The following is a 15,306-nucleotide window of genomic DNA, read 5'->3' as shown; positions in this document are numbered from 1 at the left end:
TTTAATACATTATGGTTTTATGAAACTGCAAAGGTAATTTTTGTAATAATTCCGCTATTTGAACACCCGAATTCCCATCTCCATAAATAGCAGACGAGACTGATTTGCCTTTTTTTATAGCATCTAAAATAGCTACTTCTATTCGTTCTTGTGAATGTATAACATCAATACTGTTTCCGCCTCGTTCCCTTTTATTTTGACGAGACCCTATATTAACCACAGGCACCCCTAAAAAAGCACATTCCCGAATACCTGCGCTTGAATTACCAATCAAACACTCGCTGTGTCTCAGCAATTGCAAAAAATCTTTGCCTTCCATATTTTTAAAGAAATGCACATTTGGCAATTGATGCTGCTCTCTAAAAGCACGAATGCCTGTTGAAGTTCCGTCCGCTCCTGCATCCACATTGGGCCAAAACCAAAGGGTTGGTTTATTCAATTTATAAATCGCTTCGAGTGTTACTTCAATATGTTTCCGTGAATCTTGATATTCTGTCGTTACCGGATGTTGCATAACTACTAAATAACCACTCGATAAATCCGGTTTGGCACCTACGCCTCCATATTTCTCATACGGATCAAAAGGAAGTACTTTGCTCTGCAAGACCTCTTCTGCCAAATCGATTGAGGGACACCCTGTATTAAAAACCATCTCAGGATTTTCCCCTAATTTGATGACCCTTTCTTTCGCATTTTCGGATGCCACAAAATGATAATCGGCCAATTTAGTAATGGCGTGACGGACCTTTTCATCAATATTACCGGTAACTTCACCGCCCTGAATGTGCGCTAAAGGAATATTCATATAAGAAGCCGCAATGGCAGTAGCCATCGTTTCAAATCGATCGGCAACTGTTACAACAATATCCGGTTTTAAATTATCAAAAACAGTCGACAATTCCAATATTCCAATTCCGGTAGTCTTTGCAGCGGCAGTCAAATTTTCTCCTTCTAAAACATTAAATACTTTAGCGGCAATGACAAACCCATCTTTTTCAATATAATTGACAGCAGATCCGTAGCGATCCAACAGAGCGGAGGCAGCCACTATCAATTGTAATTCTAAGTCCGGATGTTGCTGAATAGCGGTCAAAACTGTTTTTACACGGCTGTAAGAGGGTCGCGCAGTAACTACTACGGCTATTTTTCGTTTTGGCATTTTAAGTATATTATTCTTCGGTTTAAAAATAAACAAAAAACAGTAAAGGTAAAAAAGTTATGGCTTTAACCTCACATCAGTTCGAGCATTTTAAAGGTAGATAAATATTTATTTTAAAAGTAAAAGATTTGTTTTAAAATAGTATATAGAACCCTTACATAAACAAATCTGTCTCATTCAAAAAATCCCATTGATTCAAATCCCGATTCAAAACCTTCCCTATTATTTCTTGAAATCGCATAGCGTCGATTCCAAACCCTTTTGGTTTTTTAGCTTCTAAGTCATCAAAAGTAACAACATGATTTTTGGGCAATTTTTTATTGACTGCCAATGATTTTTCGAAAATTTGTTTGAGTTCCGAAAAATTAGTATTGTTATTTTTATCAATAGGATGCGACAAAGCGACACTTATGTTTCGAACAGCCAAGACTAAATTCTTTGTTTCCAGAATCGTTAACGAGGCTTTGGCATCCGGACCAAAAAGTTGTCGGTCAAAAACAACATGAAACTCCAGAATACTCGCTCCCAGCGCTGTTGCGGCAATACTCGTTTCTATTTTAGCAGAATGATCTGAAAAACCAACCGGAACATCGTATCTATTTTTTAATTCCTGAATCACATTCAGCCCATATTCCTCCGGCTGTGTAGGATACGCACTAGTACATTGCAATATAGAGAAATTGACTTTTCGGTCTTTTAAAAATTGTACTGTTTGGTCTAACTCAGTATAAGAACTCATCCCGGAAGACAAAATTACTGATTTCCCTGTAAGTGCAATTTTCTCTAAGATCAAGAAATTGTTTACTTCTCCGGAACCGATTTTATAACTGTCAACTCCAATTTCTTCCAGCCAATCCACTGCTAAATTGCTAAAAGGGGAACATATAAAATCAAGCCCTGCACGGTCACAATGTTGCTTGATACCTTTCCATTGTTCCAATGAAAAACCCATTCGTTTCCAATAATCAAAACGGGTACTGTCCTCCAAAGCAAACGGCACTCGGAAAGGTTCATATACACTGCTTTCCGCTTCAGCAATGTGCATTTGAAATTTTACGGCATCAACTCCTGTTTGGGCAATTGCATCAATATAGGAATATAAAATACCCAAACTTCCCTCATGAGCTTGACCTATTTCGGCTATGATATACAATTTTGAAGACATAATTTTTATTTTTAGCTTTCTTTTTTGAATCGATTTAATGATATAAATTTCAAGAAAAAAAGAAGTTTTATTATTGAATGAGGGATTTATTTAAATAATTTATTGCTTTAAACATCCCAATATTTTTTATTCTATTAAGTTTACACCTATAAACTATAGAAAACACTTTAAAAAGTAATCTTTCTTTAAATGTAATATAATTGTACTTTACAAAGAAATTTAGCATTTCTCTCTTTTGTTGATTCACCTTCTCACTTTGTAAAATAATTTTATAAATAATTTTAACAAAACGAGAGAAATTATCTTTTAATTTCTTGTCTTGAGCTATTCTACAGTTATAATTTTTTAACAAATAACTTACACTCTCAAACATCCTATCAATGCTTTCTGTTGTATTGTTTTTCCCCCAATTTGGAATTCTATAGAAATTATCTATTTCTTTAATTCTTTTAAATTTCACATCACTATTAAATAATATTTCAATATGAAAAATAATGTCTTCCAATAAGTGTAAATCATTTCTAAATTTATTATTTTCTACATATTTTTTTTTCCAAATTGGACTCATTGTCTGCCATGGAAATTGATGCTTTAAGAATAATGACAAATAATTCTCTCTGTTTTCAATTATAGGATCTATATTGAAAACATCTTTCTTATTGAATATATTATTATCAAAAAACTGGGTAGAAAACACTAAAAAATCATTATCTGGATATTGTTTAAAATATTTGATTCGATTTTTCAAAGCATTACTTGCTAAAATATCATCTGAATCCAGAAAAATGATAAATTCTCCTTTTGAGATATCTACTCCGTAGTTTCTACAAGAACTAACACCTTTTATTAAATCAATAGGTCTTTTAACATATTTAAAACGATTATTTTTTGTTATATATTTTTCGATTAATTCATCTGTTTTGTCATCCCACCATCATCAACAACAATGCATTCCCAATTTGAGTATGTTTGATTTAAAACACTGTCAAGTGTTTCCCCAATAACATACTCTCTATTGTAAGTTGGAATTATGACAGAAACAATTGGATTACAATCCATTTAGTGTTAAATAATTAAATTAATATTTTTAAATAAAACCTAAAAAACAAATATTTTATGTCTAAGGCATTAATATTTGAGAGCTAATAAATATTGTATTTTATTTATTATAGTCTCACTTATTGGTTTTCTATATTTTAAAATTTTACGAATATTTAATAAAACTTCAAAAATTACATTAAAAAATATTTTAAAACATTTAATATCGCTTAATGCATATTTTATAAAGTTATGCCAATATAGTTTTAAAATTTTAACTACGGGAAATGGATAATAGACTAAATAATAATAAGTAGTGTTTTTTAGTTGCTTTCCAAATCTAAAGTAATTTTGTCCCATAAGTTTTCGTTCTTCTCTATCAACTCGATGATTCACTTTAATTTTATTTGAATACATAATATCAAAACCTTTAGATAAAACTTCTATAGCAACGCACGATTCCTCTCCATAAATATCAATCCAGACCGGAAAACCATTGGTAGCTTTATAAACATCTTTACGGATAGCAAACCCACAGCCTATAAATTCATTGGTTAAATATTCTTCCGTTATCGAGTTAACCTGACTCAAAGCTTCTTGATCAGATCCAAAAACACCTTTTATTTCCTGAAAGGCAACAATGCCAACAGTAGGATATCTTTTAAAAACAGTAAGAGTTCTTGTAATAAAATCGGACTGTAAAGGATGGGCATCATCATCAAAACCTATTAAAAATTGTCCTTTGGCTTTTGGATATAGTTGATGCCTGGCAGCAGAAGCTCCTATGCTTTTTTCAGAAGAAAACCATCCAACCCAACAGAATTTTTCTTCTAATATCTTAGAATTATCAATGCAACCATCAAGAAATACCAAAACTTCATTCTCAGAAAAATCAATTATCTGAGCTAAAATATTTAACGTATATTCCAATTCAGATTTTCTATTTTTAGATACAATTAATATAGATGTTTGCATAAAGTGTTTATCGGATTAGGCTTTTTATTAATTTTATTTTACTCATGAACTTCACCTCTTTTATTATTACAAACCAGATTAAAGGATTAAATCTATTTACTGTTGATCGTTTCCAATAACTTAAAATCCTTCTGGCTAATGAATACCTAAATTTCTTTCTGTCATCAGGGTCCATCTGTAACTCTTTTAAATACAAAGTATTAAATTGAATTATCAAGAATTTAATTTTCTTAATAAAATCTGCTGAAGACAATAATTTATTTCCGTAATAATATTCATACACTTCGTCAACCGAAAGTATAATATTAAAATCAGCCCAATATCTAGAAATGATTTTTGATCGTTCTTTCAAATGCGTTGTTGCTTTATGGAAAGAACGATGGTTACTGTCTTCTAAAACACGATACTTCATTAAAAAATCAGGTAAATTAGCTACTTTACACTTTTTTACTGCCCGACTCCATAAGTCCCAATCTTCACAAGTTTCAATAGTTTCATCATATCTTATATTCTGTTGCTGTAAAACAGCACTTCTAAAAACAATAGATGAATGACCAAAGGAAGCTGTAAAAAGCAAATAAACCTTAATATACTCATTGTTTAAAGGATATTCCCATTCTGTTGCAGGATTTTTAGTAATGTCTTTCAGCCAATACCCTTGTGTTCCACACAGAAGAATTTCTTGATTTCCTTCCAAAAAATTAATTTGTTTTTGAAATCTTTCAGGAAATGCCCAATCATCAGCATCCATTCTAGCTATATATTCGTAATGTGGAAGCAATTCATCCAACCCTTTATTCAATGTTTTAGCAATACCTATATTTTCTACATTTTTTTTATAAAAAACTCTACTATCATTATATCCTAAAACAATTTTCGTGGTATTATCTGTTGAGCAATCGTCATAGATATATAAATCAAAATTTGAAAAAGTTTGATCCAAAATAGAATCAATACTCGATTTGATATAAAGTTCAGTATTATATGTAGGCAATAAAACAGCTAATTTTTTCATCTTTTAAACAATATTATTATTTTCCAAATTATTAATAATTTGTTTTAAATAATTAACCGATAGATAATCCTGTAAATCAACTCTATTTAAGAGAAGCTTATCTGGATCTACTTTCCATAAATAATATAACTGTTCTATAAGTTCCGAAATTTTAAGACAATCATCTACTTCGGACCAATATTCATAATCAACACCTAATAGTCTTTTAACTTCGCTAAGATAAGGTGACAACGAAAGAATCGTTTTATTAGCTTCAACACAATGTGGAAACTTTGCGGGTAGAAATGGGCTAATTTCTGATTTCGCTTCAATAATTATATTCACGGAAGTATTTTTTTGAATATTATAAACGTCATCAAAAAGAAAACTTTTATTATAAACTATCAGTTCAGGAATGATTTTTTCATAGTTATCAAGCATTGCCGAATAGTTTGAAGAAGGCCCTAGTAAAAGAAGTCTAACCTCATCCCTAGCATCTTTGTTTTTATCAAAAAACAACAGTAACCCTTCAATCAAGCCTTCAGGAGATCGCGGTTTCATTAAATTTCCTGCATGAAGCAGATTGAATTTTAACGGATCAAAATAGGATGGAAAATCTTGATTTTGAATTTCATATCTAGCATTTTGGTGCGGAATCACAACTCCCGTTTTTAAAAAATTAGGATAAAAACTCCCCATCCACTCCAATAATAATTGACTAGGAAAAGCACTATATTTTGCTTTTTCGGAAACTTTTGCAAAGAATATCTCTTTTTGTTTGTAGCTAGATTCAACCCAGGTATAAGGTCTTGGATAAAAGTGAAACGGATAAGGATCGTGTATGTAAGCCATCCAATTACGATGTAATTCAGGACATTTTAAAACTGCATAATGTGGTCTAAAACTTCCCCCTTTGCTTAATGTAAGTACTAAATCCGGTTCAAAAGTCATTTTTTTTAAACATTTAATGATACTGCTCGTATCATTAAAGAAGGTAAAGGAAAAACCAAATATCTTCTCTAATAATGGCGCAACACTAATATTAAAACTTCTGCTCAAAATCCTTTGCAGTCGACTCAAAAAATACAGAGTACTGTACTTTATCTCTGTAATTGCAATACACTGTATTCCTTCTAATTGAATATTTTTCAAAGTATAATGAAACACGAAAACCTCGAAACCCGCCTCGGCTAAGTTATTAATCAAAGCTACATTGGCTTTTGAACCACTGCTGTCTTCTATGTTGATGGAATCAACAACTATCAGTATTTTCATTTTAATAGTGTTTTTAATAAATATGCTGCTGTTTTTTGGCAGGCATCACCGGCTCCATAAGGATTGATGGAATGCCCAAATCCCGTGAATCCGTCTAAAAAAGAACAAATAGTAGTACTGATTTTTTGCTGATCGGTACCTACTAAAATAGAAAATCCGGCAGTAACCCCTTCAGGTCTTTCTGAAACATCACGAGTAACCAAAACAGGTTTACCTAAGGAAGGGGCTTCTTCCTGAATACCACCGGAATCTGTGACAATCAACAAAGATTGTTGCATCAACCACACAAAAACGGGATAGGAAACCGGTGGTATCAAATAAATATTTTTAGTGTTGGACAATTTCTCATATACAACATCTTTCACTTTGGGATTTAAATGTACAGGATAAACTATAGTAACATCATCCCGTTCTGAAACAGATAAAAGCGCATCACACAGGTTCTCAAAACCTGCTCCAAAATTTTCTCTGCGATGCCCTGTAACCAGAACCATTTTTTTATCGGTAGGAAGCAAACGTTTCAATCGTTCAATTTCAGGATTGATGTAATCTTCTGCTCCAATTTTTTCAACGGTCCACAATAGCGCATCAATAACGGTATTTCCAGTTTCGACGATAGCAGTTGGCAGAATGCCTTCATTCAGTAAATTCTGTGTGGCTGCAGCGGTAGGGGTAAAATGAATATCGGCTATTCTGCTGGTCAACTGCCGGTTCACTTCCTCCGGAAAGGGCGCCTTTTTATTATACGTACGTAAACCAGCTTCTATATGTCCTACGGTTATGCCATTATGAAAGGCGGCCAACGCCACCATCGATGAAGTTGTTGTGTCTCCATGGACCAAAACCAAATCTGGTTTTGCATCAGCAAATACGCCATCCATCTTTAACAAAATACTAGCACTTAATCCGTTCAAGCTTTGATTGGGTTGCATCAAATCTAAATCATAATCGGGAGCAATAACAAAAAATTCCAACACTTGATCCAGCATCTCTCGATGTTGTGCCGTGACACAGACTTTTACATCAAAATTATTTTTTTTCAATTCGTGATACAGCGGTGCCATTTTTATCGCTTCCGGACGTGTGCCAAAACAAAGTAGAATTTGCATGGATTATTTTTTTATAATTCTTTTTTTTTAATTTAGTAATTTTAAACCGTAACGGCAAAACAAAATAAAATAGCCGCCATTTTAAATAATTATATTCGCTAAATTCTAATACCTTCATTAGTTTATCAAATAAACCATACTCTTGATATCCACGAGACATAGCGACAAAATAACGGATTACTGAATAGTTTATTAAGCTCATTTCTTTTAGATTCTTTATAACCAATAAAATGGCATCAATATTGGATTGTGTTCTTTTAGGATCTAATCTAAAATACTGACCAGTCATCGAATTACTATGTTTCCTTGCAAAAAACAATGTTTTCTCAATAGATATTCCTGTTACTCCAGTAGATAAAATTCTAGAATATAATTCCCATTCTTCTGCATGAAGCAAATGTTCTGTATATCTATTTTGAAAGAAACACTCTTTTTTCCAAAGAACTGCACAAGAATTAAAAGGGAGGTCTTGATTCAATAATCTAAAAACATCCTTTTTATCAATAAAAAATGTTTTGTATTCTGTTGAATAATCAAATGTATGATCAAATTTATCATAAAAAACTTCTCTTATGTATCTACAAAAAGAAACCCCATTACGAGATAATTCCAGAATACATAATTCTAAATTTTGCGGATGTACTATATCATCATCATCAAAAAATATAATATAGTCACCTTTCGCTAAGTCCAACCCGTAATTGCGTGTCCCAGGTAATCCTTTATGATAACTATCAGGACGTTTTAGATACTCAAACCGATTGTCTTTGGCTAAAATTGAAGCAATAACCTCTGCTGTATTATCAGTCCCACCATCATCAATAATCAAACATTCCCAATCCTTGAAAATTTGATTTTGTATTGAATGTAATGTTTCTTCAATAAAAGAAGCTCTATTGTATGTTGCCATAATTATGGTAACTAGTGGTCTCATTTATGTGTGTTAAAAAACGAATACTTTATTAATGTCTTGATAGAATTTTTATCTAAAAAAAACAAATATTTTTTTATTATATACAATGATTTTATAAGATAAATTTGTGAATCTTTTTGATTAATCATTATTTGAATTGTTTTATTTAAAAAAACTCTTTCTAACAATATTTTATTGATAAAATTATTATTCAATAAAAGTTGTTTCTTAAACATTTTAAGGACTAAATCATTTTTAATAATCCAATTAAATTCTATTTTTTGATGCGTCATAACATTTGTACAGAATTCAGAAAGTATTGTATTTTGCCTATCCATTATTAAAAAACAAAAATTATCATACATTTTTTTTATATTCTGCAAAAATATTTTTTCTTTTTCATCATTTATATAAATTTGATTGGTTAAACTATTTTCATGCTTTCTATAATTATAAAGTGTTTTGTTTAAATGGCTATATTTACTATGGATAATCGCCCGTAACCAAAAATCATAATCTTCAATCAAAAATAATTCTTCGTTGTAACCATTATTTCTCTCAAAGACTTCCTTCTTATAAAGAAAACATGAACCGACAAAATTACCGAAAATTATATTTTCAAAATTTAAAAAATTGACTTCTCTTACTTTTATTGCCTCATAATCAATTAATAAAACATCACTATAAACTATATCAACTTGCTTTTCTAAAAGACTTTTTAAAAGCTCTTCAATTGCATTTGCTTCATAATAATTATCATCACTTGTCCAAGTTATAAAATCACCTTTAGCTACTACATGACCCACATTTAGACTCGCAGGAAGCTTTATATTTATTGTATTATTTATGATTCTAACTCTCTTATCTTTTTCGGCAAATCTATTAATTATTCCTGATGTACCGTCAGTTGAACAATCATTAACAATAATTAACTCAATATTTTGATAAGTCTGGTTCAGACAACTTTCGATAGAGGATGCTAAATACTTTTCACCGTTATAAACAGGAAGTACAATACTAATTAAATTTATTTTCAATTATCTTACTATTATCAAATTATCCTTTACTCTTTTTACTGCCTTAAGCCAATCCAATCCATATTTTGCATCAGGTTCTAAGTGATTTCCTTCAGCCCATTCATTCCACGATTTTATAATGATAAATGGAGGATTGGTAGGTTTTTTCAGCAACTCATCTAATGCAATTTGTAAATGTTGTTGCCAAGCTTCAGGGGTTGCATTCTTAAAAATTAAAGATTTTTTACCGCTACGAGCTGAATTATCCCAATTAGGAAAAACACACGTTATATACTTATCATGAGGAAATTTTACATTAAAATGAGATACTCCTTTTTTATAATCAAACACCAACGGTTTGGTTCTTACTCCTATTTTATAAGATCGCGTTAATTTATCTTTGAGTTTATTTTCTATTTTTCCAAAAAAACTTTTTGTTTTAAAAATAGATAGCTTGGCGTATCGCATTTTAAAAAAAACATCTAAACCTACCTGACCATAAAAACTCGGGTTTTTCAAAACATAATCCGGATTTGAAATTACTGTAGAAATCAAATATATGCCATCGAATCCTGCTTGTATTGCCAATAAATTAAATGTTTCTGTAAATACCTCTAAATCGGGTATATCTTCTATTCTATAAATATGAAACATCGGCTTTTTTCCAATCTTTATATAGCGGTCATCTTTAAAAAAAGGAAGCAAATATTCGAAATAAGTTTTATATCCCATTTCTCCTTGATACGTTTGTTCTATCAGAACTTCTGGATTATCTAATCCGTGCCAAATCCCTTTCCAAGTTTCATTGGCCCAACAAAAACAAAACGGTAATGTAATATCTTTATTTTTCAACATTTGTTCAGCTGGTTGTTGCAATAACATTTTACCATCTCCAAACCAATATTGATAGTAGATAAAACCATCTACACCATATTGTTGTGCCAATTGTGCTTGTTGGAGTTGAACTTCTGGCAAACGTAAATCATAAAATCCTAAATCAGCCGGCAAAATAGGTTGCTCATGCCCTTTGAATAGCGGTTTCGCTTTCGCTACATTAGTCCACTCTGTAAAACCTTTTCCCCACCATGCATTATTCTCAGGAATAGGATGAAACTGTGGTAAGTAATACACTAAAAATTGTATTTTATCTTCGGGCATCTCAATCGGATTAAAATAATAATTAATTATTTTTTGGTTTTTTATACTTCCCAAAAATAGAAAATCCAAAAAAAACAGAACAAAAAACATCAATTGCAAATTTTTCGCTCTTTAATTTATGCTCATATTCATTTTTATTTTGAAGTAGTTCTTGTTTCATTTTTTTAAAAGACCCATAATACTTCACAAAAAAATCTGCGTGCTTCACACTCAAATAGTCCGATAAATAATCTGCATTTTTATCATTAATAGTATTCAACATAGAATTTGATTTAACTCGATAATAAAAACCAACTTCTTTAATTCTTTTAACGTTACCACCATTCTTAAGCATAGCGATCCAAAACTCCCAATCTTCCCAACCAAAAATCATATTAACATCATATCCGCCAACAAATGCCCAGTCTATCTTGCGATATAGAGCGGTACAAAAAATCAAATTGTTTTGACTCAGGTTGTACAAACTAAAATCTGGTAGTTCCCAACGTCCACTCTCATCACCAAATTTTTCTGCAAAACAATACACCACTTTAAGAGAGTTATCATTTTCAAACACTTGTATTGCGTGCGCTACGTAATCCGGACTAATTTTATCATCAGCATCTAGGGGTAAAATAAACTCTCCTTGAGCCAAAGTAATCCCTGAATTTCTTGCTGCACTAAGTCCTGAGTTTGATTTTTGAATATACTTAATTCGGTTGTCTTTTGCTGTCCAATACATTGCAACGGTTTCTGTCGCATCTTGTGAGCCATCATTAACAATAATGCATTCCCAATTCGAGTATGTTTGATTCAAAACCGAAATTAAACATTCATCCAAGTACTGTGCTTGATTGTAACAGGGTACAATAATGGAAACTTTTTTATAGCTCATCGCGTTTCAAAACAGTATTTAAAAATCTTTTTAATATTTTTTTAAAATCTTCATAACCAAACCATTTTACATAATAAACAAACAAAAAAAACCAATCTGCAGAAGTTAATTTTCTTGTTTTAAGAATATCATTCTCGTACCTCCTTAAAAAAAGTAAACGCTGGGAGTGTTCATAATAATTGAGCTTCTCTTTTATTAATTTTTTATAAAATAAGATTTGAGAATTATTTTTTAACCAAAAATTATCTGTTTTCCCAGAAATATTTGAACTTGATAAACGAATATACACCACACATTCATTTATGGTAAAAATAGACTTATTATCCGAAAAATCAAGCCACGCCTGATCATCGCTATTCCATGCCACTGGATAATTATAAAAATGATATTTATTATATGTTTTTTTAGAAAAAACATATTCTGACAAAGAACTACGAGTGAGATGATTGAATTTTCTTAAATAAGCATCAGTCGCTTTTTCCCATATAGGATGTTCAAATTTATCTGAAATTTTATTATTTTCTTGAACAACTATTTTAGAAGCAAACCTAACTACTTCAGCTTTTTTATAAAAAATATTATAATTTTCATGCCAAGAAGCAACTACCGTATTTTCTAGATAATCATCATCTCCAAGAATCATAAGCCATTCTTCATTTTTACTTAAGGCAATACATCTTTCCCATTGCTCTGTAAGTGAAATTCCTCCTAATTTTTTTTCAAACCGATGATATGTAAAATCAAATTTATCTTTATAACCACTTAATAATACCAATGGATTTTCAGGACTGGCATCATCTCCAATATATACTTTAAAGCGTTTATCTGTTTGATTAGATAGCGATTTTAGCGTTTCTTCAAAGTAAGTAAATTTATAATACGGAATAATTATAGCTAACATCTTTTTCTGTTTAATACATTTCTCCAAAATTTAATATGATATTTAATATTGGGATACAAACAAAAAAGTTTCCACCAGATTAAATAAGCAATATTAAATTTTTTAAATTTTACAGATTCTTCAATGAAATTTATTGCATTTGCAATTTCAGTCCCTTTTTTTATAGTACTTGATTCATTTTTTAAAGGCAAACTATTTTTATACTTTTTATGAATTTTGTAAGTTGATTTAACCCACTGTGCATTTATATTTCCTGTAGAATAATGCTCAATAATAACTTGATTTGTTACAACAACTTTATATCCTCGTTTTTTATATTCAAAAGAAATATTTAGATCATAATTATGGAAGCCTTTCAAAGTAGTATCAAACAAAACATGCTCATCTTTTCTCATAGCCATAAAAATACCATCAATTACTACAACCTCAACTAAAGCATCATTATCAAATCCTGATATCATTTTTTCTTCTTTCTTATCTGCATGATGTTGAATTATACAAATGACTTTCTGATCCTCTGGGCAGTTCCACCATGGTGATGGCATTTTTGTTTTTAATTTAGCTCCCGCCACTCCAATCAATCCTACTTGATTGTCATTCTTAAAAACACCCTCTATAGTATTACCCCAACCAATAGTATGAATTAAAATATCATCATGTATAAAACATAAATAATCTCCCGTGCTCTTATCAATTCCTAAATTATAAGCCTCAAAAATGGAATATGTATTCTCAGAATTATCGATAACAATCAATTCATATTCACAACCAACCGTTTTTTTGATATTATCGGATAAGTCGTTACTGATTATTTGGGTTCGGCAACAGATTATAATTGAAATCATTATTTATTTAATCCTTAATTTAAAAAATCTGTTACACTTCAATTTAAAATTCTTTTTGAAATTATATTTTTTAATAAAAATATCTATCACTGAAAATAAAATTAGTCCTCCTTTTATTTTTCTACCCTTTTTATAATAAAACATTCCCCGTTCATATTCCAATTTTTTAATAATACTTTTATTAATTTTAAAAACAGGCACGTAATTATGAGGCTTATTTATAGATAGAAAATCAAACATTTTTTTTCGCATTAAAAAATCTATCTCAATAATTGTTGCCCAATTTAATTTTTTAACTGCATTAGCAATAACACTTTGTGAATGATATCTAAAATTATTCAAAGATTTATTAATATACGATATTTTGTTATTGTTGATTAATTTAAAATAAAACAACCAATCTCCGCATGTTCTCATTCCTGGATCCATATCCAATGTACCTAATTGAACGGCACACTCTTTACTAAACAAAACTCCACTGATATTTGGAATCACATTTTTATAAATTAAAAAACGTTCTATGAATTCGTTTCCATCCATTACAAAACTTGTTAAAAACAATTCAGCATCCAAATTATCAGTATGATTTAGCCAATTTCCTGTAATCTTGCCGGTTTCATCAGCTCTATTGGATTGGCAATAAACCAACATTATTTCAGAATCTTGAAGAACGGATTGTATTAATTCTTCCAAAAAATTTAGTTCGCAAAAATCATCCGATTCAGCGATCCAAATATAATCGCCTTTAGCTAATTCTATTCCTTTGTTCCATTGTATAAAAGTATTTCCAGAATTAATTTCATTAAAAACACAATGACTTACTTTTGGATTTTTAGCATATTTTGCGAGAATTTTTCCACTGGAATCAGTGCTACAGTCATCTAATAAAATCACTTCAAAATTAAGATACGTTTGATTAAAAATACTCTTCAAACGTTGTTCCAAGTATTTATCGTGATTGTAACTAGGGACTATCACTGAGACTAGCGGTAGGCTATTTTCCATTTATTTTATTTTTTCCAGAAACGTTTTATAATAACTTGTTATAGAAAATAGCTTTGAAATTGTAAAAAAATCAACCTAAAATTATTTTTTACTTTTATAAGCAAAAATATTTATTGCCATATCAAATTTTTCACAAACAAGAACATTATCAATAAATGGTCTTTGTTGTGAAAAAGATTCTTTTAAATGATATCTAAATCCTTGTCTTTTTAAAATACTCAAAATATCTTCTAAATGTTGTTCATCCTCATAAAAACTATGATACTCTATAAAAATATTCTCAACATTGAATAATACATCCTCACAATCTTTCAAAATTAAATATTCTGCTCCTTCAATATCAATTTTAAGCATATCTATCGGTTTATCTAAAAAAGATTTTAGTCTTACCGATTTGATAATTTTGGGGGTTTGATTTTTATATTCCGTTCCGACACGACCACCTAACCCATAATCGGTATAAAAGGAAAGTTCTGTTTCCTCTGTCCATACAGCATTTTTATACAACTTAATGTTTTTGATTTCTTGTGAAATAATATTTTTATCCAAAAAAGGCAAAACTGTTTCATCAGGTTCAAATGCAATAATTTCTGCATTAGGATATTTTTTTGAAAAATACAAAATACTTAAACCCATATTAGCGCCACAATCTATAATAACTGGACACTGATTATTTGTTTTAAATTCGTAGATGTTTTTAACAAATAATTCTATATAAGTATCATAAAAAGGTCTGCCATAATGATAATAAAAAAAATTGCCATTTAATTTTATCCTACCTTCCATTTTATCAATACTACTTAAAAGATTTCTTTGAAAAGAAGAATACCAAAAATAATATTTGATATGTTTAAATATAATCTTAATTGTTTTTTTCAT

15 protein-coding genes and 1 pseudogene are annotated in these 15,306 nt (G+C 30.2%); all 16 read right to left on the bottom strand.

The genetic code is table 11. The features are described 5' to 3' along the window. Position 1 precedes the first annotated feature (1 nt). Positions 2-1,159: a UDP-N-acetylglucosamine 2-epimerase gene (gene neuC, locus EKL99_RS06855; protein WP_126576635.1), complete on the bottom strand. Its 1,158-nt coding sequence runs from the start codon at positions 1,157-1,159 to the stop codon at positions 2-4. A 154-nt stretch (positions 1,160-1,313) separates the two neighbouring features. Then, entirely contained in the window at positions 1,314-2,324 is a 1,011-nt protein-coding gene (locus EKL99_RS06850; RefSeq protein ID WP_126576634.1) for an N-acetylneuraminate synthase family protein, read from the bottom strand. 70 nt (positions 2,325-2,394) lie between these two features. Continuing rightward, positions 2,395-3,237, bottom strand: a pseudogene (locus tag EKL99_RS06845) (glycosyltransferase family 2 protein); the annotation flags it as partial. Further along, positions 3,231-3,383 carry a glycosyltransferase gene (locus EKL99_RS14890; RefSeq protein WP_126576632.1) on the bottom strand — a complete coding sequence of 51 codons (153 nt, stop codon included), beginning with the start codon at positions 3,381-3,383 and terminating at the stop codon, positions 3,231-3,233. The gene EKL99_RS14890 and the pseudogene EKL99_RS06845, both read right to left, overlap by 7 nt. A 69-nt stretch (positions 3,384-3,452) precedes the next feature. Continuing rightward, entirely contained in the window at positions 3,453-4,337 is an 885-nt protein-coding gene (locus EKL99_RS06835; protein ID WP_126576631.1) for a glycosyltransferase family 2 protein, read from the bottom strand. Between the two features lie 7 nt (positions 4,338-4,344). After that, positions 4,345-5,352, bottom strand: coding sequence for a glycosyltransferase family 2 protein (locus EKL99_RS06830; RefSeq protein WP_126576630.1), 1,008 nt, complete (start codon positions 5,350-5,352; stop codon positions 4,345-4,347). A gap of 3 nt (positions 5,353-5,355) precedes the next feature. After that, positions 5,356-6,606: a UDP-glycosyltransferase gene (locus tag EKL99_RS06825; protein WP_126576629.1), complete on the bottom strand. Its 1,251-nt coding sequence runs from the start codon at positions 6,604-6,606 to the stop codon at positions 5,356-5,358. After that, positions 6,603-7,715, bottom strand: a complete 1,113-nt coding sequence (gene wecB, locus EKL99_RS06820) for a non-hydrolyzing UDP-N-acetylglucosamine 2-epimerase (RefSeq protein ID WP_126576628.1) — start codon at positions 7,713-7,715, stop codon at positions 6,603-6,605. The genes EKL99_RS06825 and wecB overlap by 4 nt, the downstream gene beginning before the upstream one ends. Further along, entirely contained in the window at positions 7,636-8,625 is a 990-nt protein-coding gene (locus EKL99_RS06815) for a glycosyltransferase family 2 protein (RefSeq protein WP_231507392.1), read from the bottom strand. The genes wecB and EKL99_RS06815 overlap by 80 nt, the downstream gene beginning before the upstream one ends. 20 nt (positions 8,626-8,645) lie before the next feature. Next, positions 8,646-9,665: a glycosyltransferase gene (locus EKL99_RS06810; RefSeq protein ID WP_126576626.1), complete on the bottom strand. Its 1,020-nt coding sequence runs from the start codon at positions 9,663-9,665 to the stop codon at positions 8,646-8,648. Continuing rightward, positions 9,666-10,802, bottom strand: a complete 1,137-nt coding sequence (locus EKL99_RS06805; protein ID WP_158616082.1) for a glycoside hydrolase family 99-like domain-containing protein — start codon at positions 10,800-10,802, stop codon at positions 9,666-9,668. A gap of 22 nt (positions 10,803-10,824) precedes the next feature. Beyond that, positions 10,825-11,676 (bottom strand): glycosyltransferase family A protein, encoded by an 852-nt coding sequence (locus EKL99_RS06800; protein ID WP_126576624.1) that lies wholly within the window; start codon positions 11,674-11,676, stop codon positions 10,825-10,827. Next, positions 11,666-12,577 carry a glycosyltransferase family A protein gene (locus tag EKL99_RS06795; protein ID WP_126576623.1) on the bottom strand — a complete coding sequence of 304 codons (912 nt, stop codon included), beginning with the start codon at positions 12,575-12,577 and terminating at the stop codon, positions 11,666-11,668. Before EKL99_RS06795 ends, EKL99_RS06800 begins: the two co-directional genes overlap by 11 nt. Beyond that, complete coding sequence (locus tag EKL99_RS06790) at positions 12,571-13,422, bottom strand: glycosyltransferase (protein WP_126576622.1); 852 nt, start codon at positions 13,420-13,422, stop codon at positions 12,571-12,573. The genes EKL99_RS06795 and EKL99_RS06790 overlap by 7 nt, the downstream gene beginning before the upstream one ends. Before the next feature lie 3 nt (positions 13,423-13,425). Continuing rightward, positions 13,426-14,427, bottom strand: a complete 1,002-nt coding sequence (locus tag EKL99_RS06785; protein WP_126576621.1) for a glycosyltransferase family A protein — start codon at positions 14,425-14,427, stop codon at positions 13,426-13,428. 81 nt (positions 14,428-14,508) lie between these two features. After that, complete coding sequence (locus EKL99_RS06780; protein ID WP_126576620.1) at positions 14,509-15,306, bottom strand: FkbM family methyltransferase; 798 nt, start codon at positions 15,304-15,306, stop codon at positions 14,509-14,511.

This window comes from Flavobacterium sp. ZB4P23 (assembly GCF_003970375.1).
Classification (GTDB): domain Bacteria; phylum Bacteroidota; class Bacteroidia; order Flavobacteriales; family Flavobacteriaceae; genus Flavobacterium.
The sequence above is the reverse complement of the archived record's forward strand: the minus strand, read 5'-3'. Positions and strand labels throughout refer to the sequence as shown.

Excerpts from the sequence above, each read along its gene's own strand:
- neuC (WP_126576635.1), bottom strand. The coding sequence starts at position 1,159 with ATGCCAAAACGAAAAATAGCCGTAGTAGTTACTGCGCGACCCTCTTAC.
- EKL99_RS06850 (WP_126576634.1), bottom strand. The coding sequence starts at position 2,324 with ATGTCTTCAAAATTGTATATCATAGCCGAAATAGGTCAAGCTCATGAG.
- EKL99_RS14890 (WP_126576632.1), bottom strand. The coding sequence starts at position 3,383 with ATGGATTGTAATCCAATTGTTTCTGTCATAATTCCAACTTACAATAGA.
- EKL99_RS06835 (WP_126576631.1), bottom strand. The coding sequence starts at position 4,337 with ATGCAAACATCTATATTAATTGTATCTAAAAATAGAAAATCTGAATTG.
- EKL99_RS06830 (WP_126576630.1), bottom strand. The coding sequence starts at position 5,352 with ATGAAAAAATTAGCTGTTTTATTGCCTACATATAATACTGAACTTTAT.
- EKL99_RS06825 (WP_126576629.1), bottom strand. The coding sequence starts at position 6,606 with ATGAAAATACTGATAGTTGTTGATTCCATCAACATAGAAGACAGCAGT.
- wecB (WP_126576628.1), bottom strand. The coding sequence starts at position 7,715 with ATGCAAATTCTACTTTGTTTTGGCACACGTCCGGAAGCGATAAAAATG.
- EKL99_RS06815 (WP_231507392.1), bottom strand. The coding sequence starts at position 8,625 with ATGGCAACATACAATAGAGCTTCTTTTATTGAAGAAACATTACATTCA.
- EKL99_RS06805 (WP_158616082.1), bottom strand. The coding sequence starts at position 10,802 with ATGCCCGAAGATAAAATACAATTTTTAGTGTATTACTTACCACAGTTT.
- EKL99_RS06800 (WP_126576624.1), bottom strand. The coding sequence starts at position 11,676 with ATGAGCTATAAAAAAGTTTCCATTATTGTACCCTGTTACAATCAAGCA.
- EKL99_RS06795 (WP_126576623.1), bottom strand. The coding sequence starts at position 12,577 with ATGTTAGCTATAATTATTCCGTATTATAAATTTACTTACTTTGAAGAA.
- EKL99_RS06790 (WP_126576622.1), bottom strand. The coding sequence starts at position 13,422 with ATGATTTCAATTATAATCTGTTGCCGAACCCAAATAATCAGTAACGAC.
- EKL99_RS06785 (WP_126576621.1), bottom strand. The coding sequence starts at position 14,427 with ATGGAAAATAGCCTACCGCTAGTCTCAGTGATAGTCCCTAGTTACAAT.
- EKL99_RS06780 (WP_126576620.1), bottom strand. The coding sequence starts at position 15,306 with ATGAAAAAAACAATTAAGATTATATTTAAACATATCAAATATTATTTT.